Source organism: Sphingomonas sp. QA11 (genome assembly GCF_028473665.1).
Classification (GTDB): Bacteria; Pseudomonadota; Alphaproteobacteria; order Sphingomonadales; family Sphingomonadaceae; genus Sphingomonas; species Sphingomonas phytovorans.
Genome location: NZ_CP098774.1, coordinates 771972 through 798616, shown reverse-complemented (window position 1 = coordinate 798616; position 26645 = coordinate 771972). Strand labels below are relative to the sequence as shown.

Genomic DNA, 26645 nt, shown 5'->3' with positions numbered 1-26645 from the left:
TTGCGCGAAAACGCGGTATCGTCACATCATTCTCCGGCCATTGCGGGCATTGAGGTCGGGGATCCACGCAGTTGCCGCCCGTCGACGGGCGCCGCCGCCAGCTGACGGTGGATCCGGTCAATGCGGGCTTGATATTGCGCCAGCGTGAAGTCCTGTGCGCGTGCCCTCCCCGCAGCGCCAAGCGTCGAACGCAGTATTGCGTCACCATCAAGCTGGACGAGCGCGGCGCGGAGGGCCTCGACGTCATAAGGATCGACCAGCAGCGCGGAGTCACCGACGATTTCCGGCAGCGCGCCCTGGTTGCCGGCGATCACGGGTACGCCGGCAGCCATCGCTTCAAGCGCCGGCAGACCGAATCCCTCATACAGCGAGGGAAAGACAATGGTCCGCGCCCCACGAACGAGCAGGTCGAGATGATCGACCGGCACATATCCGAGCCTTCGTATTCGCCCCTCCGCCAGCGCTGAGGCTCCGCCCTGCCCTTTCAGCAATTGCAGTTCGCCCTCTGCGCTCCATGCGTCGGGACCGGCAATGATCAGCGGCATGTCGAGCGCCGCCGTGAGACAGGCCTCGATCAACCGGCCGACATTCTTCTTGGGTTCGATCGCGCCCAGGAAGAGGAAGTAACCCTGCGGCTCCAGGCGGAAGATGGCGCGGAGGCGATCGCCGAGATCATCTCCAGGACGATCCTGAGGCGCCCGCTGCGGCAGCGCCTGATAGGTGTTGGTGACCTTGTCCGGCGGGACCGGAAGATAGTCGAGAATATCGCGCCGCGACGCCTCCGATACGGTCAGAATATGAGCAGCGCTTGCAACGCATGCGTGGAGAAGCCGCTCATGATAGCGTTTGTCCTCAAGGCTTAGATAGGGAAGCCGCAAAGGCACCAGATCGTGGATCGTATAGACGTTCCGGCTGCCGATCAGCCGGAGCGGGACGGGATATGTCCAATGCATGATCGCCGGCGGATCGGGGATGCGGATCGGGAGCAGTCGTCCATAGCGCCGAAGATAGCGATCGCCGAGGTAGAAGAGCCTGTTCAGCGTGAACAGGCGATTGAATGCCGGCACGCGATCAGCGACACCTTTTCGAATCACCCGGCCCGTCACGGGGATTTCGACGAGCCGACGAGAAGACGGCGTCAGGAAAAAGCGGTGCACCTGGCCGGTTAGGGTTCGTCGCGCGGGCGGTTCGCCCCCCGACTTGCCCTCCGCAAGCGCCGCAAAGAACAACGTCTCCCTCTGCTCCGGTGCCGAGCGCAACGGAACGTTTAGTCCATAGATGAGATCAATCTCACGCCCCAAGCCCGCGCACGCCTCGGCCAGCGAGCGCGCATAGGTTGCGACCCCCGTCCCTTGCGCCATCGCAAGATTGAAGCCGTCTATTCCGACGCGGATCGGCGGCAAGCTCGTCATTGGGCACTCTTCTCGTCTTCGGCGAGTGCGCCGGCGTAGAGCGCGCGGAGACGCCGAGCATAGACGCTCGGTGTGAATTGCCGGCCGCGGGCGAAGCCGGCCGTGCGGAGGCGCGCACAAAGCGCGTCGTTTCGGTCCAGTTCCGCGATTGCGTGCGCGATCGCGTCGATATCGAGCGGATCGACGAGCAGCGCCGCCTCCGCGGCGATTTCCGCGGACGCCCCACGGTCCGAGGTCAGGACCGGACAGCCAAGCGTCATGGCCTCGGCGATCGGCAAGCCAAACCCTTCGGCGAGCGAAGGGAAAAGCAGCGCTCGCGCGCGCCGCATCATCCCGACAAGCTCCGGCCGCGGCACCCAGGGGAACCTCATGATCTGAGGAGAGGTACGCAGATGCGCCTCAAGCTTCTGCTCGCCTTCGACCTCAGGGCCGACGATCACCAACGGAAGGGAAGACTTACTGGCGATCAGGGCCTGAACGACGCGGTCCAGATTCTTTCGTCGCTCGACACGACCGCAGAAGAAGAAATATCGGCCCGATCGCAGCGCGTCAGGCAATGGCGGATCGGCCTGCAGCGGAGTCTCGATCGCCTGCAGCGTGTTCACCACGCGCTTCCCCGGAACACCCAGATGCTGGATCACCAGGGCACGAACGGTTTCCGACACAGTGACAATTCGGTGCGCGTGACAGGCGATCCTGCCAAGGATCGCCGCGTGGCGAGAACGGGGGATTGTTGTCAGTTCAGGATGGGTGAGCGGGATGAGATCGTGCACCGTGTACAAATTCTTCGCGCCGACGACATAAAGCGGCGCCGGGTACGTCCAGTGCATCACCTCGGGCGGGCGATCGAACGCGATGGGAAGCATTCGACCATGCAGATTGAAAAAGACCTGCGCTTCGCGAAATACGTCCCGGGCCATCCACTGTGCGGGCGACCTTTCGTCCAGCGGCTGATACGCGACCACGGGCCGAGCCGATGTACGTGCCGCAGCGACCCAACGCGCGAGGCGTGAGCGCCGAAGACCCGCTCCCCCTCGCCCATCGTCAAGGATCAGAGGTTCCGCGCCGGCGTCTGCGAGGCAGGTGGCCAACACGCGCGCGTAGGTCGCGACACCCGTCCCGGTCGCGTCGTGAAGCATTCGGCTCTCGAGGCAGACCTGGACCGGCGCACCGTTGTTCAGCGTCTCGACGCGAAGGACGAAATTCGGGTCATAGAGCTGGTGCAGGCGCTCGCTATTCGACAGGTTCGCGGTCATCCTGCGGCCCCACCCGGAAATACGGGAGCGCTCGCCCCTCCCGCATATTCGCCTTGACCCCAGTCGCGACCAAAGGACAATGCGGCCCAAGTAAAAGGACTCGCGCCATGATCCGCTTCAAGAATGTCTCCATGACATATCATGCAAGAAATCTTCGCAAGACGGTGCTCAGGAAGGCAGATTTTGCGATCAGGCCCGGAGAGGCCGTCGGTATTTGTGGCGCGAACGGCGCGGGCAAGTCGACGCTGTTGCGGCTTATGGCAGGGGTCGAATTGCCCACGGCAGGGCGTATCACTCGCAAAATGAGCGTGTCCTGGCCGATTGGCTATGCGAGCGCATTCCAGGCGAGCTTGACGGGCGCAGACAATGTCCGCTTCATCGCACGGATCTATCGGCGCCCGATCGAACCGATGCTGGATTTCGTCGAGAGCTTCGCGCAGCTGGGTCCTTATTTCCGGCAACCCATCAGAACCTATTCCGCCGGCATGCATGCCCGCCTCGCATTTGGCCTCAGTCTTGCCATCGATTTTACCTGCTATCTCGTCGACGAGGTGACCGGAGCCGGGGATGAACGTTTTCGAGAGCGCTGCCACCTCGCACTGACGGAACGTCGCGCCAACGGCACGCTCATCATGGTGTCGCACGACCCGGGTACCTTGCTCGCCTACTGCGACAAGGGCGCCGTGTTGAAGGATGGTCGACTGACTTTCTACGATACGATGGAAGAAGCGATCGACGTCCATCGCTGGCAACAACTCCAGGCAGCCTGAAGAGCCGCAACGGCCCGACCTTGCCTCCAATCCAAATCGGGTGACCTCACGATCCGACCCGCGCCCGCGATTGGCTTGAACCACCTGACCGTTATCCCGCTCGATTCGCGCGAGGACCCATCGCCTGTTCATGGATCGCAACGACACCGGGCATGCCTCCCTAGCGACTCGGCTGTAGTCGAACGCACGCGCCCGCCCGCTAGTCGTTTCCACAGTGGCCGCGAAAAAATCGCGATGCTCATTTCGCTTGGTCGGTGGCGAGGTCGTCTTCGGGCCGACCTGACGCCTCCAACTATTTTCCGCATTCCGTGTGGATATGGCCGGAGCAAGCGCATGTCAGGCGCGCTTACGGATGATCAGGCCAAAGGACGTGGCGATGAAACCGTCGATCGCAAGCTTGAGATGCCTTGGCTCTCCCAGTGGATAAGCGTGGTCGACCGGAAGATCATGCGACCAAGGCGGCAAATCGACGAAGCGATCCATTGGCGCAGCGCCGCAATCGAAGGAGAGCGCTGCCACCTCGTGCCCTTCACGGGTAAGCTTTTCAGTTAACCGCTCGATATGCTTTCGTTGAAAAAGAACAGTCGGCCAGTTGTCGATGGTCGGACCGTCAGCCTCGATATTGAATTCCAGCGTATGGACCGCGAGGCCTCTTGGCCGAAGGGTAGCGAGCGAGGCCTCGATAAATGCCAGTCCCTTCTCGATCGAACCGAGATGTTCGAGCGCACAGATCGACCAGCAGAAATCATAGCCGACCAGATCGCCGGGGATCGCGTTCATATCGACGGTACGGAAAGAGACGAACTGCTCGAACACACGCTGCGGCACTAGATGCGGCTGGTGGGCGCCTGCGGCCGTGCCGAGATGCTGGTTACTGGAGGCCCAGCCCGTCGCCTTCGCTATCTCGAGCGATTGATCAGTCGCGGTGACGGCTACCGCCTTCGAGGCCAGATAGCTTGGAAGGGGCTCAGCGCCGCAGCCGAATCCGAGCCCTCTGACGCCCGGACGGATATGCCCGTGCTCATAGATCGCCTGGAGCACGTAGAGATATTCCCACAGCTTTCGGTGATAGAGCACGGGACACCTGAGTTCACGGGCCCAGTGTGCCGCCCAGTCCGATTCGAGATCGGCCTGGACGCAAGGCTTAGACGCGAGCGCGACAATTCTCGGGGCCGTGTCGTCGGGGATGGGCAAAGCCTCTGACAGCCGGCGTGCCATTTCGTAACCGAACGCCTTCACGTTCAGCTCCAGAATGCGAATATTCTTTGCCGCGACCGCCAGTTGGTTCAGGTTTGGCTTGGCGTCCTTGGTGACCAGGACAAGCAATCGCTCAAGGAGCCGCGTCTCAATCTTTGAGCGTAACGACATCTGATCTCCCGACCAGGCTCGCCGGTCATGTTTCGCCTCAATTTAGATTGCGGCAAGGGTTCCCTGGTGGAGACCCTCCACACGCGCGGCGCGTTATGACAATCGCCCGCGTCATTGACGTGACACGGCTTGTCTCCAGGCGCACTCGGGTTTGCACCTGCCTAAACCCGCAATGCCGGTTCGGTAATGTGCCTTTTCCAAATTTGGAACGCGCTCGACGGCTGTGTATTTTTCAGCCGGTGTATCGGGAACGCGACTTGGATTAAGGTAAAGCATGGACGCGCCATATAATCCGGATCAAGCCGACAGGGCCGACGAAGAGAACCTGATATTTCTTTCTGCGGTTGCCGCAGAGTCCGTGAATGACGCGATCGTGCTTCTAGACGGTTTGCATTGTGAGGCTGAGGCTCACCTTCGCCGGGCGTTCGCGATCCTCGTTGATTGTGCGATCACGGGAGTGCCGCGCTCGGGAGAAGCAAATGTTTTGGCGCCACCGCTGAAGCCTACGCTTTCCCCGACGGCCATCGATCTCATCGTCGAAAAGCGGCTGCAGGAAGTTCAAGCACAGCAGATCGACGATACCGCACGGCGGAAGCGTAAGCATGCGACGTCACATGTCGGCACCTTTGGGCCAACCCGACAGCGCACGATCATGTTGATGATGGAGGCACTTTCGCTGTTGGACCAGATCGAGGATACCGACGCGGCACCCCATCTGCAGTTGGCGATCGACCGTGCAATGGATGGTGCGAACCGCGATATCGGCGCCGCTTCGATCGACCGCCAAGATCAACGACCACCCAACTGACCAGGATGCGATAGGATTTTGGTTGCACAAGGCGTATCCGGCGCCTCGTCACCAATTCGCGAGCACCACGCTGACGAAACTGCGCTGGCGCGCCTGATGTCCTTGCATCCCGAAGAAACGGATCAACCGAACTCATCGTTCGGCCATATACCAGTTACTCCAGCGGTTCTTTGCATGGGATTGCCATTTGCTTTCGACGCCATCGCCCCGGCGGGATCCCGACTGCCCGTGAGAATGTTCTGACATAGTGACTTTCATCAAAATAACCGCATTCTGATGCAATCTCGGACAGTTCCAGGGCACCGTCCCGGAGCAGGCGCATCGACTTGGCGATGCGCTCGCGCTGATACCACCGCGACGGCGCCAGCCCGACCGAATTCCTGAAAGCCTTGGAAAAATGCGTCGCCGATATCCTTAGCCTTGCGGCGACATCCGCGATTTGCAGGCCAGATTGTAGTTGAAGCGACATTTGGTCCTGGGCGACTTTGATCTGCCACGGCGCCAGGCGCGGGCCCGAATGAACGCGAGGCTCTTCTTGAACCGCCGCAACCGAAGAATGACCGGATCCAGGATTCCGCCTCGCCATCATCATCTCCCGCGAATGCAATGGGAAGCACCCGACCGCATTGACGACCGGACATTGACTTCCTGGGGCACATACCAGCCTTTGCAACCGAGATCGCTCTCGCCGCGACCGGTAGGTTACCCCGACAATTGCTCCTACTTAAGAGACACTTGGGCGAAGGAATTTGGCAAACCAAATCGCAGAAAATATGAAATCCCCATAATTTCCGACTCTTGGCGCGCTCACCACAGCGTCGCCAACGGCCGTCTTCGTTGCGGAAGGTTGCAATAGACCGGTTGCCGTCGGCATGCTGGAATGTGATCGCATCGCTCAAAGTCCTGGACGCCGGACAACTACCGCGTCCAGCGACCTCGATCAGGATTATAGCGTGATATCCGCCGGCGGAAGATCGTTCCGATAGCGCTCGTACATGGCCAGATACGCAGTTTCGAGACTACGCGCCATTCGGGAAGGATCGAAGAGAGAAGTAGTGGCGCGATTGCGCAGCAGCTTTTCCTTGATCCGCGCAAACTGCCCGGCATCGGTCCCCAACGCGACCGCACGGGCTTCGTAATCGGCAAGATTGGTCGTGACCAATTCCGGAAGGCCCATCGCGTCGAGCAGGCTTGCCGCAACACGCGAGGCAAATGACTTGCCAGTACAGGTCAACAGCGGCAGGCCCACTCGAAGAGCATCACTCGCCGTCGTGTGAGCATTGCAGGGCAGCGTATCGAGAAAAAGGTCCGCAAGTCTGAGGCGATCCAGATGCTGCTCGCCCGGCAGACGCTCCGCGAAAACGAGACGATCCGCCGCGATGCCCCTCTCGGCGGCAGTCCGCTGAAGATTGCTCCGCGCGGAAGCTTGGTTCACCCACAACCATAGCACGCTATTCGGGACATTGGACAAGATACACATCCAAGCATCGAATAGATCAGGCGTTATCTTGTAGCTCTGATTAAAACAGCAATAGACAAATACCCCGTGAGCGAGGCCCGCGTCAACGCGATTGGCGACAGCCGAGATCTTCCCAATCCTGCGGTTTGACTGGTAACTACCCGGAAGGCGGACAATATATTCAGAGTATTGTCCCTCATGCCCGGCAGGAATAACGATCTTATCGGAAATTACATAGTCCATCGCAGGAATCCCGGTTGTTCCTGGAAATCCAAGATAGCTTGCCTGAACGGGGGCCACCCTCTCGACGAACACGCCCGTCCTATTGCCTTGCGTATAGCCCTTCAGGTCAATTGCGATATCGAGCTCGAGTTCACGAGATAGCCGTACAATCTCCGAATCTGCTTGCCTTTGCACATCAACGAAACGGTCCATGGCACGCTCCGCGCGCTGCCGCGATAAATCCCTGATGTCAGGACCGAAGGAAATCGCGGTGAACTCGAAGCGATCTCGATCATGGGCTTCAAGGGTTTCAAGCAGCAATTGCATCGTCGCATGCTCTCTGAAGTCAGCCGAGAAATATCCAATCCTGATGCGCTGTCGCGGGCGATATTTTGACCCGATCGGCCGTTCCCGGACATGAGGAAGTTCATGCTGCACGAAGAGTTCAGCGCATCTTTTCTGGAGGCCCGGGTCGTCGACCGTCGTGACAAGATCGAAAGGCGCGATCAATCGCCCACCTTCTTCGATAGATTGACGAATTACCGCCGCATATCGATCGAGCTCGCTCCAGTGCGACAATCGCATCGCGGTATGAAACCGCCTGCCCAATTCATAAGGAAACAGGGGCGCAATTGCCAATGTACGATCCTGGCTGGCCAAGGCACCCTCCACCTCCCCCAGTTCCAAAAGCAGATTGCCACGGCTCTGCCAGGTCTGGGGATCGTTCGGATTATGGGCCACCGACTGGTCGAAGCATGCCAGGGCTTTCTCGGGAAGATGAAGCTGCATGCATGCTATGCCCATATGGCTCATGGCCTCGGCATTGTTGGCATCCAATTCTAGAACGCGCTTGAAGCAGGAGAACGCCTTATCAGGCCGGTAAAGCGCAAGCAGCACATCACCCGAACCAAGCCAGGCGTCCAAATTGTCCGGATCAAGGGCGAGCGCCTGTTGATAGCAATCCGCAGCCTCTTCGGGCTGCGCGAAATTCGACAGAAGTTCCGCCAGATTCAACAAAACGTCCACCTGTCGGGAATCGAGTGACAGGGCCTGTCGATAGGCTTGAATCGCTTCTTCAACCCTTGCGAGTTTCACAAGCGCGTTGGCTCGATTGCAATGGGACTGTAGCTGTCCCGGATCCAGTTCCAACGCGCGATCGAAGCTGTCAATCGCCTCGTCCAAGCGACCGAGCGCGATTAACGTGTTGCCCCGGTTGTTATAGCCCGGCGCGAAATCCGGCAGCGCGGAAACCACCTGTTCCTGGGCGGCAAGTGCCTCGTCCAGGCGATTCAAGCTTTTCAGGACATTGGCGCGATTGTTCAGCGCATTCACATTGCCCGGACCAAGAGCAATCGCACGATCAAAGCTCAAAAGCGCTTCGTCCATTCGGCCAGACTGCGCCAGCACGATGCCGCGGAAATCATGTGGATCCGGTGCTGCCGGGTCCAGAACGATCGCCCGGTCATAGTTTGCAATGGCGAGTTCCGTCCGGCCGAGATCGGCCAAGGCATTCCCACGAGCGCAATATGCTTCGGCATTGCCAGGATCGGCGGCAATCGCCTCATCAAGGCATCTCAGCGCCGCCGCGAAATCACCGGACTGCTGAAACCTGTCAGCCTGACGCAAAAACGGAAGCGTTTCGGCCTGCCCCACTCCCGTCATCGACAAATCTCCCTAGGTCGCTGCAACGCGTCGCGATGATCGAGCCCCGCCAAAGGATGCGCGGCAGAAACACTGCTCGAATCTCAATCCGCTTCCGCTACTGCCGCCCCGCCGGTGGCCACACGGCATATCCCCAAATAAAGGTGCTTCAAATCAAACGTCACCGCATCATTGGCTTTCGTCATGAACAGGTTTGCCGTCGCACGTTGCGTATCGATCTGATCGATGATGATCATATTGACCGCCACATCGCTGATAGGGGCCGTCATTTCGGTTCGTTCGGGCCAGGTATCCACCACACGATCAAAGGGTCTCCCGGCGACTTCCCGCGTCAATCCATCGGGATCGGCAACAACCCTAGTCTTCGGATCGACAGGCTCAGGCGGCGAGGTAGACTCAGGCGGCGGGCTGGTGCGAACCGGGATCGAGGGCAGGAACAGTTTGAACGCGTGGCTGCCGTCATAAACATATTCGGACGGCGCCTGATTCCTGTTGGGGTCGAAATTGGCGATCCTGCCCAACATGCAGTCAAGAAAACGAGCCGGAATCATCTTCGGCGCGGAGGCTGATGAAGAGGCCGAATCCGGCGACTCCAACGCCCGCTCCGGCGCTGCACCTTCCCGCTTCGCCTCACCGCCGCTGAACAGAGTGGCCGCTGAAATTCCCAAAGCCGACACAAGCGCCGCAACACCCAGCCTGACGATCATCCCTCGCTCCAATCCGCACCCGCAGTCTTCTCAGTGGCATTCAATCCGCACCATTTCGGAGGAAATTTCATGCCAAGATCGTACAATTTTCACAATTCTTACGTCGATTCAGCATTCATATTTATGAATAACCGCACGCATGCTTTTTCATCAATTCATTACATGCGGATGACACTTCCGTACAATAAGTCAATAACGTTAATAAATCGACACTTATTTACAGAATAAATAAATGTAAAATGCACAATACAATCAAAATGTACTTTATTTTACTACACATCAAATCGCTATATTAAACACAATACACAATAATCAAAGATAACAGCCGATCTAAGCGTATAAATTCAGGCGGAACGGCGGCCATGCATTCCATCTCACCGAAACGCATCTCATTTGGAATCACCGGAGCGTTCTCATCCGCGGGCTGATCCTCCTCGCAGCAAAGCTGACACCGGCAGCCCTCACATTCGGCGTCGGCGAGCCACTCCATGCCCAGAACACTGGACTGGGGCCGGTCGAAGACCACACGCGCGCGGTGGAATGCCTCGCACTCACCATCGCCTACGAGGCAGGATATGAGAGCAAGGAAGGACAGCAAGCGGTCGCCGAGGTAGTGCTCAATCGGCTCCGGAGTCCGTCCTTTCCCAAAACCATATGCGATGTGGTCTTCGCCGGCTCGACAAAGCGTACGGGCTGCCAGTTCACCTTTACCTGCGATGGATCGCTGCACCGAAAATTACCGGAGCGCGTCATGTCCACCGCACGAGCGGTCGCGGAGGACGCGATCGACGGGCGAATGCCCTCTCGTGTGCCCCGCGCAACGCATTATCATGCCGACTATGTCAGCCCTTATTGGGCGCCCAGGCTCGTGCGCGTGACGAAGATCGGCGCCCACATATTCTATCGCTCCACCGGAGAGAGCGAGACCGGATCTTTGGGCGCGTTTCCGATCGCCGACCTGTCCGGCTCCGTTGGAGCCGTGGCAAATTCGGCCCGCGGCCAAGCCAACCCCGAAACCACTCCCCCGGTGTTCGCGCCATGGGGCCTAGCGCCTCCCGCGACGACAGGGCCGAATAGTGCATCACAACAGGGCATCGGGCGTAAATGATGGGCTGCTGAGGATCGGGGATGGCTTACTCATAGGCCCGGACGAAATAGGGCCGATTGGCAACCCCCGTCAGTTCGACCACGATCCGGCGAATCGCCCGGGCGCCGTCGGGCAAGGCCGCGTCTACAATGATCGTGAGAGGCCTTCCGGTCAGGCTGGCAGTATCCGTGAGTTCGATCGCCGTCCGCTGTCCCGCAAGTTCACGGGCACGATTGATCGTCACCGCCCCCCCCTTGCCTCCAGCTTCTTCCATGATCGCCATTGCGCGGGGATTTGCATATTGTGCCTCGAATGCAGCCATTGCGGTATAGGCCGTGGCCAGGGGCTTGATCCTTTCCACCGTTCTCGCATCGAATCCGCGAACGCTGCGCAGTTCCTCGATCGATCCCAGGAACCCGTTGGGCGGACTGATGCCTGCCGACTGATAGTAAGGCGCCTCGGCTCCGAACGGCCGAGCCTCATCATCACTGTCGGTCCAGTCGAGCAGAGAATCGCGCGCGATCAGCAGATTGTCTCCGCTCAGCCCCACTTCCTCCAGCAATCGCGTGGCCAGCTTTTCATCGAGCCGGCTGATCGGAACCTTGCCGCGTTCATCCTCGATCCGGACGCGAAGGCGCGCCTGGCCATAGGTCAATGTCCGCACCCTACCGTCGATCGACCAACGCTGAGTCGCGTCGCGATCGAGGAGCTTCTGAAGCGCCATCGCGAACCCGGCATCGGCCGCCGCGTTCGCCTGCAACTGAGCCTGTTCCGCCCCCGCATCGGAAATTCCCATTCGAGTTGCGGAGAGAACGGTAAGCGCCATGGCCGAGAACACGGCAATGCTCGCGACTGCCGCCACCAGCGCATACCCGTCCTCGCATTTGCGCATCACGGCATCTTGCCCTGGGTCCTGAACGGCTCGAGCGTCCGCAGCTTCGCCCGCAATTCCTCGGTCACTGTCCTGCCGTCGTCTGGAGTACTGATCACGTGCGGCTTCAGCAGAACGATCAACTCCGTCCGGTTCTGGGTATTGTTGTGGTTGCCGAAGAGCGCTCCCAGCACCGGGAGACGCGAAAGAATTGGAACCCCGTTCTTCCCGAAGCTCGTCGAATCCCGGAACAGGCCGCCGAGCGCAATGATCTGGCCGTCCTGCACCGCAACCGACGTGGATATCCGCCGCGTCGAGATCGTCGGCGACGCGGGCGTACGCGTACCGCCCAAAGCGGGAGCGTTGGTGTTGACGTCACTCACCTCCTGCGCGATGTCGAGCAACACCAGACCGCCGGCGTTCACACGAGGCGTGACCTTCAGGATCACCCCCGTATCGCGATACTCAATCGAATTGACGATCGGTGCATTGGGATTCTCGACGCTGACCGCGCTTCCGGAGGAAATCGGTACCTGGTCACCGACCTGGAGCGCCGCGGTCTGGTTGTTGAGCGTCACAAGCTTGGGCGCTGAGACGACCTTGACGTTCGTTCGCTGCTCGAGCGCGTTCAGCGCAGCGCTGATACTGCCGCTCGAAAGGAAATAGGAGAAGCCAGCCTGGGTCGGTGCCGTCGGCATGCCGGTGCCGTCGGTCAATCTGAAGTTGCTCTGGCCAGTCAGCCAGTTCCACTGAACGCCATATCGCAGCGTGTCATTCAGCGTGACCTCGGTAATCGCGGCCTCAATCATCACCTGAAGCGGCGGGACGTCGAGCTTGCGTAGCGCATCTTCGATCATCGCGTAGTCGCGAGGCGTTCCGTAGGCGACGACCGCATTGTTCACCTCGTCCGCAGTGATCTTCCCGGACGGCGCGTCGGCCCGGGCAGCCGGCTGGCCGGCATCACCTGCCGCCGCAGCGCCGGCGGCTCGCTGTGTCGCGGCATTGGCGGCGGATGCCGGCGGTGCGGACGTCTTTCGGGCGCCGCTCTGCTCGGAACTGGCGAACGGGTTGGCATTTTCATCGCCTGCCGAATCGCCGCCATTGCCGAATGCCTGGTTCAGCGTGCGTGCCAGATCGCGCGCGCGCCCATTCTGGACGCGATAGACGAAGATGCGCTTCTCGGCGCTTTCGCCCTCTCGATCGAGGACCTCGATCCATCGCCGGACGTCCTCAAGATACTGCCGCTGCGCCGTCACGGCGAGAATTCCGTTCAGGCGCTCCATCGTGATGAGGCGAACCAGCCCCCTGGTCGGCGCGTCGCTGGCATTGATGAGCTTGTCGAGTTCGGGCACGATCAACCGTGCGTCGGTGCGCGCCGGCACGAAAAGCGAAAAACTCATGTTGCGCAGCCAGTTGACGTCGAACTGTTTCAGCAGGTCACGCACGCTACCGCGCTGCCCGGTCGTGCCGGCGATCGTTACGCGATTGGCAGTGGCGTCGACAGCCGTGACCACGCCGGGCAAGGCGCCGTCGAGAATCTTGCGAACCTCCTCGGCGTTGATGAACTGAAGGGTTATGACCTCGGTCCCGTACCCCACGGCATCGGGGGCAACCGGCGACTGCGCTGACGTGGCGGTGCGGACCATATAGCCGTCACCCACGGGAACAAGCGCGAGATTCGCTGCCCGCAGCGCGGTCTCGAACAGGGCCAGAACCTCCGATCGAGCGATCGTGCCAGGCGTCACGAGCGAAACCTGGCCGCTCGCGGCAGGATCGACCTCAATCGGAACGCCAGTCACTTCATGAACCGATGCTGCCACTGTGCGTACATCCGCACCGGGCAGGTTCATGCTGATGCTGCCTCCCCTGGCACGCCGCGGTGCGGCCACCGGCGGTTGCGGTACGGGAGCCTCACCGCCGACGATGGTCGAACGAACTTGCCGTTCCGCGCGTTCAGCCTCCACCACGATCGGCGGCGGCACCGGCATCTCGATCGGTTTTGGCGGCTGCCCCGTCGAACAGCCGCCCGTGATCAGCGCGCCAATGGCGACCCCGAACATAAGATTCGGTCTTCGTTTCATCACTGGTTCCCCGTTACGGCCGCAGTCGTGGAGAGGGGTTCCCTCGCACCGAATGGGACGGTAATTTTCTCCTCACCGCGCACGAGCAGCGCATCGGTTGCGCGAATGGCCCGCAGCCGCCATTCTCCGACCTTTCCGCCGAGCCGCACATTCGCGATCCGATTGCCCGGGCCCTGGACCACCACAAAAACAGTGCTCCCGATCCGAACCGAGCCGACGACCGTGACTCCGCCGATGGCACCGGCACCGGGATTGCCCACCGGAGCGCGCGAGGGAGCGAACATCGATCGCGCCAGAATGGCGGCGCCACCCCTTGCGGATACGACACCGGGCCCGGCGGCGCTGATCGCCCGCGAACCGCCAATCGGACCGGCAGCGGGCAGATCAAGGTCGTCGACAGCCAGCAACTGGAAGGCGAACGCCGCCGACAGCAGCACCGCCAGCATGAGCGGCAGGCGCGCCGTGCTATCGAACGGTGGCAGGGCGGAGGGGAACTGAAACTTCAATTTGCACATCCATGGTTGAGGATTGGCCCGTCACAAGCGCGTCATTGGCAGCCACCGAGAGTGTTTCGATGACCAGCCAGGGCGAACTGTTCTGCAACTGGTCGAGCGTCGCCGTCAGTTGTGGCAGAGTCATTCGGGCGGAGGCTCGGGCACGGGCCCAGCCCGGCTGCCCTTCCCCATCACCGCCCTCCCGGAACTCTCCTCCGGCGTGCTCGATCGTATGCTGGAGACGCTCTTTCAGGACTTCGCGACCGGCTTCCACATTGCGCGCCTCGATCACGAATGCGCCAATGGAGTCCCGTTGCTGCTCAGCCCTCCGACGCAGCCGCGGAATCGATCCAATGGTGCGCAGGTTGTGGGCATACCGCAGGGTCAACGCCTCTCGCCGTTCCGTACGCGTGGCAAAGCCGCCGACGATCGGCGACACGATCGCCAAATGGACCAGCGCGACCAGCGCGGTGAGGATCAGCAGCGCCACCAGACGCCGCTCCCGAAGGGACATCGTCCGCATCATCGTGGCGCGATCCTGGCGCTGATGTCGAACGGATCGCCTGCCGGTACGGTCGCCTGAGTTTCATCGGTCATCGAGCGGACCTCGGAAAACCGTCCCGCGCGACGCAGCGCTGTCCCGACATCGCTCCTGGCCGGCCGGTAGCCGGTAAGCCTCAGTGTCGGCCCATCCCACACATAGCGCTGGAGCCAGGCTCCGTCAGGAAGGGCATCGCTGACCGCGGCGAGGGTGCCCAGAGCATCATGGCGCCGCCGCGATGCCAGCGAGCGCGCGACAAGCGCCTGATCACGCTGGGTGCGCCGCATGATGGTCTCAGCAACCGCCACTGCCGGCTGCTGCTCCCGAACGATCTGCTCGAGCCGGGCGACCGATGCGGTGTCGCGCCAGATGAGCGTCGCGAGATTGAGGACGACCAGAAACCCGACCAGTGACCAGACCAGCGGCGTCGCATTGCGCGGTTTGGGGATCAACCCGGCCGCGCGCATCGACGGCGCAAAGTCGATTGGCGGCAAGGAGCCATGTGGCTCCTGCATCACCACATGTACGGCGAGCACGCCCGTAGCCGCGACAGTCTCCGCGATTTCGTTCGCGGTATCCAACGGCAGTCCCGCGACCTCGATCCTCATCCTGCCCGAGCTTCCAGCGACATCCAGCGCGCGTCCGGTCACGAGCATCGTGCCGGCCGGGAACGGCAGCAGCATGTCCCCTTCGAGCGTCAGCATGTGCTGTAAATCCCTCGCATTGAGCGTGGGCCGTTCGACATAGCGGGTGAGGCAGAGCTGGCGCGGCAGGCCAATGGTCGCACGCACGCCTGACCAGGAACCCGGGCGTGCGCTCTTCTCGCCCCCCCTTTCAGGCGACAGCCCGTCTTCCGCGAATATGAGCCGCGGCAACCTGTCGCCGCGACTGCGACGCAAGCGCTCTGGAACGAGGTTCCGCAGTTCCCCGACCCACCAGCGCCATCCCTGAACCAGCCAGTTGCCGATCATGTGCATGTCGGCGTCGAGGATGCCGCGACCACTCACGACTCTCCTCCACAACGGCCAGTCAGTGCGTCGATCCTGCAGGCAGCATTCGTGGTCGCCCTCGGGCGAACGATCAGGTCGGGCCATTTGCGCCGATCCCGGCCAGCAAATTCAATCCGGATACGGATGAGTTCCGGCGGCTGCGGCCGATCCCACCAGCGATCCTGCCAGCCACGATCTAGCCCGGCCCGCGCTGGCCCCAAATAGCTGATCGAAAGGTCCCTTACACCGCGCAGCAGTGTATTCGGCGTCCACCCGATCAGATCAGATCCGTCGCGATCAAGGTCAATTTTCCTGATGCTCGCACTATAGAGAACCAGGTCACCACTTGCTGTCCGGGTAAGTCGGAAACGCTGCAGCGCATCGGGTGCCATTCGATCAAGCGGAGGTCCGACGAACGTCAGGATGCCCGCCGTCCCACGCAATTCCACGATCGGCAACGCGGAGTCGGAACGGGTGACCGGGCGCAGCCGCTCTATCCCGCTGCGCAGGAGGCGCTGCGCGGCGATCACCTCTTCCAGGCCGGAGATGCTCGCGCGCTCCCGTTGCGCGACCACGCCTGCCATCGCCAGTCCCTGCAGCAGCAGGGCGGCAGCCATGCCCATCAACGCCAGACTGACCAGCAGTTCGATCAGCGTGAAGCCTGCGGCTCCATCACGGACGGACGGATGCTGAGATCGACGGCCTGCCACGTTGCTCACCGATCCAGCCGCAAGGTGCGGACGCTTACGAGGCGGCGACCGCCCGGCTGGGCGATGACGTCGATGCGCACCTCCTCCAGCGGCAGACCGCTGTCTCGCGCGCCGACGGCAATTGGCCGGCGGCTGAAGCGCCACGCGAGACCATTCCATTCTCCCTTCTCGGCGAGTTCGCCCGGGCCAGGCGGCATCGCGGCCTGCGCCAGCAAGGACTGTGCAAGCATCACAGCCTCGCGTCGCCTGGCCAGACCGGATGCGGCCTGCGCATTGGCCGCGACGGCTTCGAAGAGAATGCCGGCCATCCCGGCGATCACTGCGAGCGCGACGAGCGTTTCGACAAGGCTGAAGCCTGTTTCGGAATCCCGCGCGATCATTGAATGCGCTCGATCGCGCCGGTCGACGGACGAACATACCAGCGCCGGGACCAGCGATCCTCGGCAATCGCGATTCTGCCCCCCGTGGCACTGCCATCGGCGAAAAAGCCAAGCGGACCATCAGGAAGGTTCGCGACAATATTCTCGGGCAGAAAATCCGTCTCTCCGCGAGAGCCGAAGCCATGACGGTCCGCAGACAGGGCAAACCACACCACGCTCCCGCTCCTGATCGCCTGCGCGCGCGCGGCACGAACAGCCCCTTCGAACCGGGTGGCCGCTTCGACGAACGCCTGCCGGCGCATCGCTCTATCGACGGAGGGGAAGATGACCCCGGCGATGAGGGAAAGAATGGCGATGATCACAAGCATCTCAAGAAGAGTGAAGCCATCACTGCCGATCAGCCGCAATTTTACGGGTTCACCAGCTACCGACATCCCGCGCCTCACCCGTGCCGCCGGGCTGCCCATCCGAGCCAAGGCTGTAGACATCGACTTCGCCATGCTCTCCCGGGACCTTCATCAGATAGGTTCGGCCCCAGGGATCCACGATCGCCGAGTCCTGCGGAAGATACGGCCCGTTCCAGTTCGGCATGTTGGCCGGCGCCTTCACCAGCGCCTGGACACCTTCCTCCTGAGTAGGATAGCGCGAGGCATCCAGCTTGAAGAGGTTGAGAGCGGCGACGATATTCTTGGCCTGCACCCGCGCGGATTGCGACTTGGAGCTATCAAGATATCGGATGACCTGGGGGCCGACGATGGCGGCAAGCAATCCCAGGATTGCGAGAACAACCAGCAGTTCGAGGAGCGTGAAGCCCGCTTCCCTCGGGTGTTTCGTCTCCATATCCACGTCTTTCTTCATGAGGCCAGCGCCAGGTCGTTGAACCCGAGGATCGCCGACATGATCGAGGCGATGATCGAGGCCACCGTCGCGCCGAGCACGACAGTGATCAGGGGGGTCAGGATGCCGATGAGCCGCTCGAGCCGGGTACGGACGTCGCGGTCGAGGACATCGGCCAAGCGGGTCAGCATCATGCCCAGCTGCGAGGTCTCCTCACCGGTGCGAAGGAAGCCGATCGCAAGCCGGGGCAGCACCCCCGAAGCCGCAAGCGGAGCGGTCAGTCCCCCACCCTCCTTGACGCCGTCCGCGACGCGGCCGATCGCCCGGCCGAGCACCCGGTTCGAGATCGTCCGTTGCGCGAGCGCGATCGCGACGGGAAGCGCCACTTCTCCTTCGATCAGGGCACCTAATGTGCGGGCGAACCGTGCCGTCTCGATTCGCCTGATCAACTCACCGAGCAATGGCAACGACAAGACCAGCCGATCGCGCGCGAGACGCACCGCTGGCTGGCGCAACGCCATCGCCAGGAGGAAACCCGCCACGCCCAACAGGAAAAGCATGGCGAGGCCATAGTACCGCAACAGCCTGCTGGCGCTCATCACCACGACGGTCGCGGTCGGCAGCTTCTGCGTCGTGCTTGCGAACATGCTCTCGAACTGCGGCACGACGAACAGCAGCATCAGCAGCACGACACCGACCGCGATGATCAGCAGCGCGATCGGGTAGATCATCGACGATATGACGAGGCGTCGGAGTTCGGCCTCCTGTTCGAGTGCCTCGGCGAGCCGCGCCAGCGCTTCGCCGAGACGACCGTTCGCTTCGCCTGCCTCAGCCATCGCGACGGCCGTCGCGGAGAATAATTCGGGCTTTTGCGCCATGGCGCGAGAGAGGGGAATGCCCTCGCGCACGTCGCGCAGGATCTCCGCCAGATGGATGGAAACGCCCTTGTCCTCGATATTCTCGACGGCAAGCAGGAGCGCGCGATCGAGCTGAAGTCCGGCATCGAGAAGCACTGCGAGCTCGCTGATGCTGGCCGCCGCGGCTGCCCTGCTCCTCGATGTTGCCTGGCGCCGTCTTCCGGTTTTCGCGGGGGTGGCAATGACCAGCTCAACCGGCGTCGCGCCCGTGCGGCGCAGGCTGGCGACCGCCTCGTTGCGATCCGACGCGTCTATCTGGCCGGACAATGCCGATCCATCCAGCTTGACGGCACGATATTGGAACGTCGCCATCAATTGTCCCCGCTCGCGACGCGCAGCACTTCCTCGATGGTCGTGAGACCGGCGGCGGCCTTGGCGATGCCATCCGCAGCGAGGCTGCGCATGCCGCCCGCCTCACCCGCGGCAACGATATCGGGCAAGTCGGCACGACGCAGGACCAGCCGGGAAACCTGTTGATCGACGCGTAAGAATTCCAGGATCGCGACACGTCCCGCATAGCCGCTCCCGCCGCAGCGCCCGCAGCCTCCCGCATGGTAGAGACGGTCGACATTCTGCGCCCGGATGAGCGGACGCAGGATATCGGGCGCCTCTCCGACGGGGTCATACGCAACCCGGCACTCCATGCAGAGGCGGCGTACAAGCCTCTGCGCCAGGACTCCCGTCAGCACCGAGCCCAGCAGAAACGGCTCCACCCCCATGTCGAGCAAGCGCGAGATGGCGCCCGCGGCAGTGTTGGTATGCAGGGTCGAGAGGATCATATGACCGGTGAGCGCTGCCTGGACCGCGATCTGAGCGGTCTCGGTGTCGCGAATCTCACCCACCATCATCACGTCGGGATCCTGCCGCAGGAAGGAGCGCAGCGCCGTGCCGAAAGTGAACCCGATCGCCGGATTGACCTGAGTCTGGATCACCCCGGGGAGGCGATATTCAATCGGGTCCTCAACCGTGAGCAGCTTACGATCTGGGGCGTTGAGTTCGGCAAGCGCGGCATAGAGTGTCGTGGTCTTGCCGCTACCGGTCGGGCCTGTGACAAGAACGATCCCGTGTGGCCGAGCGATCGCCTCCCGTATCCGCCCCGCGAGTTCCACGTCGAAGCCGAGGACCGTAAAATCGAGCGCGAGTTGCGATCTGTCGAGAATCCGCATCACAACGCTCTCGCCATGGATTGACGGGGCAGTCGCGACGCGCAGATCGATTTCGTTGCCGCGCACCGAGATGCGCAGCCGGCCATCCTGCGGTAACCGGCGCTCGGCGATATTGAGCCCGGCCATTACCTTGATCCGCGAGACGAGTGGCGCGCGCATCGCGACCGGCAGCTTCCCGGCGTCGCGCAACATCCCGTCGACCCGGAAACGGATCGCCAGGCCGTCATCGCTCGGCTCGATATGAATGTCGGAAGCACGATCGTCTGAAGCGCGCGCGATCAGGCGATTGACCGCCCGGATAACCGGCGCGTCGCTTACCAGGTCTTTCAGGCGTTCGAGGTCGTCGCCGTCAATTTCCGAATCGGTCTCGTCCGAAACGGTGCCACGACCATGGTAAAGGCGCTCGATGGCCGCATCGATGTCGCTTGACCGCGCGATGACCCGCTCGACCCGACGCCGAAACAGGAAGCCGAAAGCCCGTTCGACAAAGGGATCGAACGGATTGCAGACTGCAATGCTCACCGATTTATCATCCGCCGCGATCGGCAGGGCCCGCATGTCACGCAGGAAGGCGATCGAGACATCGGGTCCATCCACCGGCTGCGCGGGCATCCCATTCGAGCCAATGACTGGCAGTCCCGTGTGCGTCGCCATCTCGGCAGCGAGCCGATCTTCGGATAGCAGACCGAGTCGCGTGACGACTGCGTCGAGCCGCTCCCCGGTCTCCCGCTCGATCAGCAGGGCACGCTGCAAGCCCTCTTCCGGCAGGAGTGCGCGCGCACGAAACATCCCCTCGAAACCCGCCGGAATCGAAGCCTCGTCATGCGTACCGGGCCAATCCGCAAGCTCCTCCATTTTATGCCAGGAACTTCCAATATTTGCGGCGCGGGAAATGCTATCGGTGCCCACGTACCTCCTATGCCCGCGCCCGCCCGAATCGGGAGGAACAGTTCCGCCATTACCAAATACAAATGTAGCATATTCAAATATTGCTACAGTTCAATGGCATCAAAAATAGAACCAGTTCGAATATTTATTCGAATAAACCACAATGGTTCTGATTTATTTATGATAACCATATTATATTTAAGCGCATCATCACAAAAATGTAACTTTACACCGATAGCTATTCAGCGTCGGTAAAGCTTCGAGTCGAAAATCCGACAAAACAAAACACTCTGCATTCAATGTGCATGCGTGTTACCCGTATTGGACGGGCCAACTTCGATGGACGATAGCATCGTCACGTCGCATGTTGGTGGTTTGTGTTGAACGAGGGTCCTCTCCATTTCTTGTGAAATGGCGATTGGACTTTGCGTGACCCAAAATCTGAAGAAGATTACTGCCACGAATCTCCGTGGCAGATGGAATCGTGCAAGCTAAATTTAACACAATTCTTTCTGAAGACCAATTCTACCAAACAGGAGAACACTCATGACGCGTTTCAAAACCGCGCTTCTGCTGGCGACCGTCGCCAGCGCGGCGCTCATCACATCCGCCGCTTCGGCGCAGACCCTGATCGCGGCGACACCGGGGCAGACTCCGACCGTCGGCAACGGCACCGATACCGCCGGCAACCAGCAGTTCGCGCTTCTTGTCACGGGCGCCAGCTCCGTCGTCAATGTCGTCCTTCAAGAGAAGAACTGCATCAAGGGGACCACCTGCTCGCCCGCACTGCAGCCGAATTTCGATCTGCTTTATGAATCCGAAGGCTCCGGCTTCGGTCGTCAGCAGTGGCGCAATTTCACCAATCAATGGCCTGTTGCCAGCCTGCCCAACTCGCAGGGTACCTGGAGCCATGTCCAGTTCGCCTTCGCGGATTCGTCGATCACGCTCAGCGACCTGAACACCTACAACACGAACGTAAAGCCGACGGCTGGCGCGGGGATCATGTTCCCCAAATACATCCTGCCGGTCGCGATCGCCTACAACCCCGTTTACGGCCAGAACGCCTCGGGCGTCGACATGCGGTTCCGCGTGAACTTCCCTCAGGCGATCAACAGCGTCACCGCCGGTGGCCTCCGTCTGACCCGCGAACTCTATTGCGGCATCTTCAACGGCGACATCACCAACTTCAATGACTCGCGCTTCGCCGCGCAGAATGGCAGCTTCACGCTGCAGGATACGACGAACGACACCTCGACCCGCTGGACGCAGGACGGCGTTCCGATCCGTATGGTCGGCCGTCTTGAAAAGTCGGGTACCACTGACATCTTCACGCGCGCCCTGGCAGCACAGTGCAACGGCCTGACGGGCATCACCAACAAATATACCGCGAACGCCGAATCGCTGCCCTACAATCGCGCAACGGCCGGGGCGGCGAGCCCCGACTTCGGCGTGGTGCGCCCCGACACCGCCCTCCAGGCGGCGTCCACCGACCCGGTCGCCGGCACGACCAACCTGATCAGCAACCAGTATTTCAACGGCACTGCGATCACGAGCCTGAACGTAACCGGTGGAAGCCCCGCAACCCCGGTCGGCAACCAGGGCAGCGGTCGCTTCCTCGTGGCCATTGGCAGCGGACTTGTACGCGACGCGATCAACCTCGCGCCCGACTACTCGACCACCACCAATCCGCTTGTGAAGCTCAACGGCAAGATCGGCTATATCGCCAGCGATTTCATCGTGAACTCGCCCACCGGATCGCCGACCCTGTTCGCTGCAGCGTTGCGTGTTCTGCCCAGCTCGGGCGCCTTCAATATGCCGAGCGCGGTCAACGGCAGCAGCGCCCTGAATGCAATCCGGCCGCCGGAAGCTGATCCGACCACCGGTGTTTACACGAACACGGACGATCGTCTCGTGCGCAATCCCGCGGGCGGCGCGAACATCGTCGCCAAGCGCCAGAACCCGTTTGCATGGTATGACGTGCTGTACACCACGTCGGCCACACAGTCGGTCACCCTGGCTGATCCGCAGACGGGCTACCCGATCGTCGGAACCACGCAGTTCCTCGGCAACACCTGCTATACGTCGAAGAACCGCGAGCACGTCGTCAACTTCCTTGGATGGAACACCAATGGGGTGACGCGCGACTACCAGAACGCCGACCGCACCGGCGTCGTCAGGACCCTTGTCACGAACTCGAACATCGGCGCGACGAATACCCCGTGGAGCCACGCGATCGTCGAGACGTTCCTGACGGACTCCAACGAGACGGCACTCAGCCAGCGCCTGGGCGATCTCAAGCTCTGGATCCAGAGCACCCCGGTCCCGGGCGGCACGGCCAACCCCGACACGACCAATGGCTGCGGCGGCGGGAAGACGGGCGCATAACATCGCTCTCTTCACGATCAAACTCGGTGGCCCTGGAGAAATCCAGGGCCACACCCTTCTGACAAGCAGCCATGCCGCTCAAGTGAAACGGGCTTGAATCAGCTACGTCCGCCCCGCAGTTTCCTCGAACGCAAATTACAGATCATTCCTCGATGACATAGCCTAGCCGGTCTATCGAAGGCTGCAGAATCGGAATCACCGGCTGAAGATGCTTCAGATAATTTCGATACCGGTAGCGAGATCGCTCGTAGAGCTTCTCCGTGACTTGCGCATAGCTCGCGGTCCGTGCCGGCCGGGCATTCGTATGGAAGTCCAAAGTCTTCGGATCGAACGGTTCGCCGATGAAATCGAAAAGGCTCCGGACCTGCCGTTCCTGGTCGACCACCAGGTCCTCGTAGCGCACGGCATGATAGTTGATCGGCATCGCCGCTCGGTAATGCGCGATCAAGTCCGCGATCAGGGCATAGTGCCGGGCCGCGGTCTCCAGCGCATAGGCGCAATAGAAGCCATGGGTCAGGCCGTTGGAGAAGGCCGACAACACAACGTCGAGTGGATGTCGCACCAGATGGATGACCGGCGAGGCAGGAAACAACAGGCTGATCAGGCCTAGATGAGTCTCGTTGAGCGGCATCTTGTCCGTGAACCAGCGCCTGGAGGGATCGACCGCGCCAAAGCGCGCTGCCTCGTTGAGATAGAGGTCGCGCAGCGTTTGGATATGACCTACGCGGTCGCCCAACCACAATTCGCTCAATGAAATGGGATAGTGCCCCGGGCTGCCAAGCAACATCTGCGAGCGCTCGGCGATGGAACCGATGATCGGCAGCTCGTCTCCCGCGGACACGTTCGGGTGCGAGGTCAAAGTCTGCTCGACCAGGGTGGTCCCGGAACGGGGAAAGCCGATGATGAAGATCGGCTGCGGACTGTCACCCCGAATTTCAGCGCGCGGAAGCAGCGGGCTGCGCCCTTCGGTAAAGAAGTCCCGAAGCGCGGTAACAAGCCGTTCGGCATGCTCTGCCCGATAGCTGTGCCCGCTTCTCTCGCGTAGTTGTCGCTTGAAGGCGTCGAACGCCGTGAAGGCTTCGTCGTAGCGGCCCATCGAATCCAGGATCTGGCCCTTCTGGAGCAAGCCGGCGCCTTCCACGCCCTCCTCGACCGACGGGCCAGTGACCGGCTGCAATGCATCCAGCGCTCGCTCGGGCTGCCTGGTCCGGCGATACAGTGCGGCGCGGGCGACCGACGCGCGAGGATTGCCGGGTGCCAGAGTCAGGGCGCGATCGAGCAGTCCGGCGGCAGTCTCGAACTGCTGAGCCGACTCCTCAAGTCCGGCCCAGGACAGCAGGACCGTCAGATTAGGGCCATTGGCCTCGGTCAGTCGCGCAAAAATCTCGCGCGCTTCATCAAACCGGCCTTGGTGACGTAGCGCCAAAGCGAGATTGGCCTCTACTTCGGCCATCGAGATTCGCGGGCCACGTGATGGCGGGAGCCGCAGGGCGATGCGAAGGTGATGCTCCGCGGCCTGGCCATTGCCTTGAGCGAGAAAGGCTGCGCCCATGGTGAAGTGGGAGACGGGCGCCTCCGGCGCCAGGCGTACGAGCATCCTCGAATGAAGCTGCGCGCGTGGCATGTCGTTCCGCGCGAGGAAGAACTGGGCGGCAATCATGCGTGAGACCGCGTCATTGTGGTGAAGACGTGCCAGCCGGTCTGCGATCATTCCCGCGGCTTCCAGTTCACCGCCTTCCTTGAGAAGGTTGAACAGCATGCCAAGCGCCTCGCGCTGACCGGGCGATACGTCCAGTATCCCGATGGCGATGCGGCGGACCGCCGCGAGATCGCCATCCTGATAGGCGCGTTTCAACGCAGCAAGCTGGTCTGCAGGCGGTGGCTCCGCCGCCTCCGGTTCGATCTGCCGCAGATCGAGGCCGCAGCATCGCGGCTGCCTCAGCCCCGACCCGCAGACGCACATGCCGGTGTCGGCCGGTGCGGGCTCACGCTCGAGCAGTACGGACATTGGCAGCCCCCGGATGAGAGGTGTGGCCGAACTGGCGCGCCCGGGCACCTGGCCCGGGCGCGTCTGCATCAGGCGACGATACGGAGGTCCGGCATCTTGCGACGCCACGATGGGGCAACCATGAGGACGGCGACCTCGATCATCGCCGGCTCCATCACCATGGTCGAAAGACTTCCCGCGCCGTCGGTCCAGCGCCACTTCGTGCTGCCGTTTCGCTCGAGCGGATAAAAGCCCGCGCCGAATGCATCGGCATCGAGATCGACAGTCACACCGTTGACCCGCACCTCCGACACCGCGACGCCAAGGCTGCGGCCATCGCTGATGCCTGGCATAACATGCGACAGCACGCCGCCTGTCGACGTCAGCGTGAGCATGGAGGTTGCTGGAACAACGAACCAATGGCGATTGCCCGCCGTGTGCAACGGCTTGATATCGGCACCTTCCGCAACGATCCGAAGAGCCGGATCTTCAGCTTTCACCCAGCCCAGGGCTTCGGCCTGGACGTGCAGGCGCTGCCGGATCTGCACCAGTTGCGGGCCGTCCGCGACCAGCGGCGCGCAGGCATCGTCCCAGCTCTTGGGGTCAAGCCGGCCGTAGAATTCGGCGAAGCCCGCTGAGTTGCGGAAACTGCCTCGATTGCCGTCGTCGAGATAGGATTCGCAAGGCAGGCCTTCAGCAAGCAGCACGTCGTGGCTTTCGAGCTCGACGTGGAAATAGCGGACTCTTTCCACAGCCTCCTGGACGATGGTGGCCCCATTGATCAGGCGCCCTACCGGGACGAGCACTCCATCAACGAACACCGAATGGCCTGGCGACAGGCGCACGTCATGCTTGGGAACGTCCGAACCAAAGGCATGTGCGCTCACACGAACGGGATTCACCTCATGGGGCCGAGGATGAGCCGCCGGACGCACCGTCATCTCGCCAGTCCACTTCACGGCGCGCTGGATACCGGCGGCAGTGATCACCATGTCCCCCTCGCTCAAATCCTCGACCGCGACAAGTCCGGTAACGGTTTCGAGCCGCGTGCCCTCCGCGAAACAAACTGGCGGGAAAGTATATGCGATCGGATCCTTGTCGAACGTTATCGGGAATCGCATGCCATCGAGCCCGAAACCGTAGGTGCTCAGGATATAGCTATTGCCCATGAAGGCCTGCCCCCCATCGAAACCACCGCCGGGCAAAACGGAGCCGCCAGCGCCGGTGACCTCATACCGCGACAAGATCAGGCCATTTTCGGCAAAACCGTGGATGTAAAAAGTAATAGGGTTCCCACTCCCGTCCACGACACCATCGAATTGGATGCCACCAAACGAAGGAAGAAAATATTGAAAATAATTTGAGTCGTCGTACCCGCCAGGCACGTAATTGCTACTTACAACCGTAATTTTTCCAGGATTTCTTGGATCATTGGCATTTCCCGCGTAAGATCCGACGCTATCGACGACAATCTCAGACGAATCAAAAGTCGACCCTGGCTGGAATACCTCTATTTTATCGAAGGCATTAGCGTTGAATGTAACGCCGTTTAGCTTACTTATATCGAATGACATTATAATAGCCTCCCTGACTGTCGATTTAGAGTTAAATCACTTCTCATTGAATTGACGCGCCGAACAAATAAAAT

Annotated in this window: 23 protein-coding genes; 4 read left to right on the top strand and 19 right to left on the bottom strand. The window is 61.3% G+C overall.

Annotation, left to right across the window (positions count from 1 at the left end; translation table 11 throughout):
• Positions 1-26: 26 nt before the first annotated feature.
• Both NDN01_RS03725 and NDN01_RS03720 read right to left on the bottom strand, forming a co-directional pair.
• A complete protein-coding gene (locus NDN01_RS03725) occupies positions 27-1412 on the bottom strand; it encodes a glycosyltransferase family 4 protein (protein WP_272625945.1) in 1386 nt (461 codons plus the stop codon).
• Entirely contained in the window at positions 1409-2668 is a 1260-nt protein-coding gene (locus NDN01_RS03720; protein ID WP_272625943.1) for a glycosyltransferase family 4 protein, read from the bottom strand. Before NDN01_RS03720 ends, NDN01_RS03725 begins: the two co-directional genes overlap by 4 nt.
• A 107-nt stretch (positions 2669-2775) precedes the next feature.
• Here NDN01_RS03720 and NDN01_RS03715 point away from each other — a divergent pair, with 107 nt between their 5' ends.
• Entirely contained in the window at positions 2776-3438 is a 663-nt protein-coding gene (locus NDN01_RS03715; protein WP_272625941.1) for an ABC transporter ATP-binding protein, read from the top strand.
• Between the two features lie 336 nt (positions 3439-3774).
• Here NDN01_RS03715 and NDN01_RS03710 read toward each other — a convergent pair whose 3' ends face one another.
• Entirely contained in the window at positions 3775-4764 is a 990-nt protein-coding gene (locus tag NDN01_RS03710; protein ID WP_272625938.1) for a hypothetical protein, read from the bottom strand.
• Between the two features lie 316 nt (positions 4765-5080).
• Between NDN01_RS03710 and NDN01_RS03705 the strand changes: the two genes are divergently transcribed.
• Positions 5081-5614: a hypothetical protein gene (locus NDN01_RS03705; protein ID WP_272625936.1), complete on the top strand. Its 534-nt coding sequence runs from the start codon at positions 5081-5083 to the stop codon at positions 5612-5614.
• A 154-nt stretch (positions 5615-5768) separates the two neighbouring features.
• Here the strand turns inward: NDN01_RS03705 and NDN01_RS25950 are convergent, their stop codons facing one another.
• From NDN01_RS25950 to NDN01_RS03695, 3 genes are all read right to left on the bottom strand, one after another.
• Positions 5769-6083, bottom strand: coding sequence for a helix-turn-helix transcriptional regulator (locus tag NDN01_RS25950; RefSeq protein WP_443025233.1), 315 nt, complete (start codon positions 6081-6083; stop codon positions 5769-5771).
• A 477-nt stretch (positions 6084-6560) separates the two neighbouring features.
• A complete protein-coding gene (locus NDN01_RS03700) occupies positions 6561-8957 on the bottom strand; it encodes a tetratricopeptide repeat protein (RefSeq protein WP_272625934.1) in 2397 nt (798 codons plus the stop codon).
• An 83-nt stretch (positions 8958-9040) separates the two neighbouring features.
• The gene (locus NDN01_RS03695) at positions 9041-9664 is read right to left on the bottom strand and encodes a hypothetical protein (RefSeq protein WP_272625932.1); all 624 of its coding nucleotides are present in this window, start codon (positions 9662-9664) and stop codon (positions 9041-9043) included.
• A gap of 535 nt (positions 9665-10199) precedes the next feature.
• Here NDN01_RS03695 and NDN01_RS03690 point away from each other — a divergent pair.
• Positions 10200-10772 carry a cell wall hydrolase gene (locus NDN01_RS03690; RefSeq protein ID WP_272625930.1) on the top strand — a complete coding sequence of 191 codons (573 nt, stop codon included), beginning with the start codon at positions 10200-10202 and terminating at the stop codon, positions 10770-10772.
• 25 nt (positions 10773-10797) lie between these two features.
• Here NDN01_RS03690 and NDN01_RS03685 read toward each other — a convergent pair whose 3' ends face one another.
• From NDN01_RS03685 to NDN01_RS03635, 11 genes are read right to left on the bottom strand one after another with little or no spacing between them, the layout of a single operon-like run.
• Positions 10798-11643, bottom strand: coding sequence for a general secretion pathway protein GspK (locus NDN01_RS03685; protein WP_272627997.1), 846 nt, complete (start codon positions 11641-11643; stop codon positions 10798-10800).
• Positions 11643-13703 (bottom strand): type II secretion system secretin GspD, encoded by a 2061-nt coding sequence (gspD, locus tag NDN01_RS03680; RefSeq protein WP_272625928.1) that lies wholly within the window; start codon positions 13701-13703, stop codon positions 11643-11645. Before gspD ends, NDN01_RS03685 begins: the two co-directional genes overlap by 1 nt.
• Positions 13703-14149, bottom strand: coding sequence for a hypothetical protein (locus NDN01_RS03675; protein ID WP_272625926.1), 447 nt, complete (start codon positions 14147-14149; stop codon positions 13703-13705). The genes gspD and NDN01_RS03675 overlap by 1 nt, the downstream gene beginning before the upstream one ends.
• A gap of 19 nt (positions 14150-14168) precedes the next feature.
• Positions 14169-14687, bottom strand: coding sequence for a type II secretion system protein GspM (gene gspM / locus NDN01_RS03670; RefSeq protein WP_272625924.1), 519 nt, complete (start codon positions 14685-14687; stop codon positions 14169-14171).
• 32 nt (positions 14688-14719) lie between these two features.
• A complete protein-coding gene (locus NDN01_RS03665) occupies positions 14720-15745 on the bottom strand; it encodes a PilN domain-containing protein (protein WP_272625922.1) in 1026 nt (341 codons plus the stop codon).
• Positions 15742-16446: a prepilin-type N-terminal cleavage/methylation domain-containing protein gene (locus tag NDN01_RS03660; protein WP_272625920.1), complete on the bottom strand. Its 705-nt coding sequence runs from the start codon at positions 16444-16446 to the stop codon at positions 15742-15744. The genes NDN01_RS03665 and NDN01_RS03660 overlap by 4 nt, the downstream gene beginning before the upstream one ends.
• Positions 16443-16817, bottom strand: a complete 375-nt coding sequence (locus NDN01_RS03655; protein WP_272625918.1) for a type IV pilus modification PilV family protein — start codon at positions 16815-16817, stop codon at positions 16443-16445. Before NDN01_RS03655 ends, NDN01_RS03660 begins: the two co-directional genes overlap by 4 nt.
• Entirely contained in the window at positions 16814-17251 is a 438-nt protein-coding gene (locus NDN01_RS03650; protein ID WP_272625916.1) for a prepilin-type N-terminal cleavage/methylation domain-containing protein, read from the bottom strand. Before NDN01_RS03650 ends, NDN01_RS03655 begins: the two co-directional genes overlap by 4 nt.
• Positions 17235-17675 carry a type II secretion system major pseudopilin GspG gene (gene gspG, locus NDN01_RS03645; protein ID WP_272625914.1) on the bottom strand — a complete coding sequence of 147 codons (441 nt, stop codon included), beginning with the start codon at positions 17673-17675 and terminating at the stop codon, positions 17235-17237. Before gspG ends, NDN01_RS03650 begins: the two co-directional genes overlap by 17 nt.
• On the bottom strand, positions 17672-18883 hold the full coding sequence (locus tag NDN01_RS03640) for a type II secretion system F family protein (protein ID WP_272625911.1): 1212 nt from the start codon (positions 18881-18883) through the stop codon (positions 17672-17674). Before NDN01_RS03640 ends, gspG begins: the two co-directional genes overlap by 4 nt.
• Complete coding sequence (locus tag NDN01_RS03635; RefSeq protein WP_272625910.1) at positions 18883-20592, bottom strand: GspE/PulE family protein; 1710 nt, start codon at positions 20590-20592, stop codon at positions 18883-18885. Before NDN01_RS03635 ends, NDN01_RS03640 begins: the two co-directional genes overlap by 1 nt.
• 579 nt (positions 20593-21171) lie before the next feature.
• Here NDN01_RS03635 and NDN01_RS03630 point away from each other — a divergent pair.
• Positions 21172-23010, top strand: a complete 1839-nt coding sequence (locus NDN01_RS03630; RefSeq protein ID WP_272625908.1) for a substrate-binding domain-containing protein — start codon at positions 21172-21174, stop codon at positions 23008-23010.
• A gap of 142 nt (positions 23011-23152) precedes the next feature.
• Here the strand turns inward: NDN01_RS03630 and NDN01_RS03625 are convergent, their stop codons facing one another.
• A complete protein-coding gene (locus NDN01_RS03625) occupies positions 23153-25018 on the bottom strand; it encodes a tetratricopeptide repeat-containing sulfotransferase family protein (RefSeq protein WP_272625906.1) in 1866 nt (621 codons plus the stop codon).
• 68 nt (positions 25019-25086) lie between these two features.
• Complete coding sequence (locus tag NDN01_RS03620) at positions 25087-26571, bottom strand: Hint domain-containing protein (protein WP_272625904.1); 1485 nt, start codon at positions 26569-26571, stop codon at positions 25087-25089.
• Positions 26572-26645: the final 74 nt, after the last annotated feature.

Excerpts from the sequence above, each read along its gene's own strand:
- NDN01_RS03725 (WP_272625945.1), bottom strand. The coding sequence starts at position 1,412 with ATGACGAGCTTGCCGCCGATCCGCGTCGGAATAGACGGCTTCAATCTT.
- NDN01_RS03720 (WP_272625943.1), bottom strand. The coding sequence starts at position 2,668 with ATGACCGCGAACCTGTCGAATAGCGAGCGCCTGCACCAGCTCTATGAC.
- NDN01_RS03715 (WP_272625941.1), top strand. The coding sequence starts at position 2,776 with ATGATCCGCTTCAAGAATGTCTCCATGACATATCATGCAAGAAATCTT.
- NDN01_RS03705 (WP_272625936.1), top strand. The coding sequence starts at position 5,081 with ATGGACGCGCCATATAATCCGGATCAAGCCGACAGGGCCGACGAAGAG.
- NDN01_RS25950 (WP_443025233.1), bottom strand. The coding sequence starts at position 6,083 with ATGTCGCTTCAACTACAATCTGGCCTGCAAATCGCGGATGTCGCCGCA.
- NDN01_RS03700 (WP_272625934.1), bottom strand. The coding sequence starts at position 8,957 with ATGACGGGAGTGGGGCAGGCCGAAACGCTTCCGTTTTTGCGTCAGGCT.
- NDN01_RS03695 (WP_272625932.1), bottom strand. The coding sequence starts at position 9,664 with ATGATCGTCAGGCTGGGTGTTGCGGCGCTTGTGTCGGCTTTGGGAATT.
- NDN01_RS03685 (WP_272627997.1), bottom strand. The coding sequence starts at position 11,643 with ATGCGCAAATGCGAGGACGGGTATGCGCTGGTGGCGGCAGTCGCGAGC.
- gspD (WP_272625928.1), bottom strand. The coding sequence starts at position 13,703 with ATGAAACGAAGACCGAATCTTATGTTCGGGGTCGCCATTGGCGCGCTG.
- NDN01_RS03675 (WP_272625926.1), bottom strand. The coding sequence starts at position 14,149 with ATGCTGGCGGTGCTGCTGTCGGCGGCGTTCGCCTTCCAGTTGCTGGCT.
- NDN01_RS03655 (WP_272625918.1), bottom strand. The coding sequence starts at position 16,817 with ATGATCGCGCGGGATTCCGAAACAGGCTTCAGCCTTGTCGAAACGCTC.
- NDN01_RS03650 (WP_272625916.1), bottom strand. The coding sequence starts at position 17,251 with ATGTCGGTAGCTGGTGAACCCGTAAAATTGCGGCTGATCGGCAGTGAT.
- gspG (WP_272625914.1), bottom strand. The coding sequence starts at position 17,675 with ATGAAGAAAGACGTGGATATGGAGACGAAACACCCGAGGGAAGCGGGC.
- NDN01_RS03640 (WP_272625911.1), bottom strand. The coding sequence starts at position 18,883 with ATGGCGACGTTCCAATATCGTGCCGTCAAGCTGGATGGATCGGCATTG.
- NDN01_RS03635 (WP_272625910.1), bottom strand. The coding sequence starts at position 20,592 with ATGGAGGAGCTTGCGGATTGGCCCGGTACGCATGACGAGGCTTCGATT.
- NDN01_RS03630 (WP_272625908.1), top strand. The coding sequence starts at position 21,172 with ATGACGCGTTTCAAAACCGCGCTTCTGCTGGCGACCGTCGCCAGCGCG.
- NDN01_RS03625 (WP_272625906.1), bottom strand. The coding sequence starts at position 25,018 with ATGTCCGTACTGCTCGAGCGTGAGCCCGCACCGGCCGACACCGGCATG.
- NDN01_RS03620 (WP_272625904.1), bottom strand. The coding sequence starts at position 26,571 with ATGTCATTCGATATAAGTAAGCTAAACGGCGTTACATTCAACGCTAAT.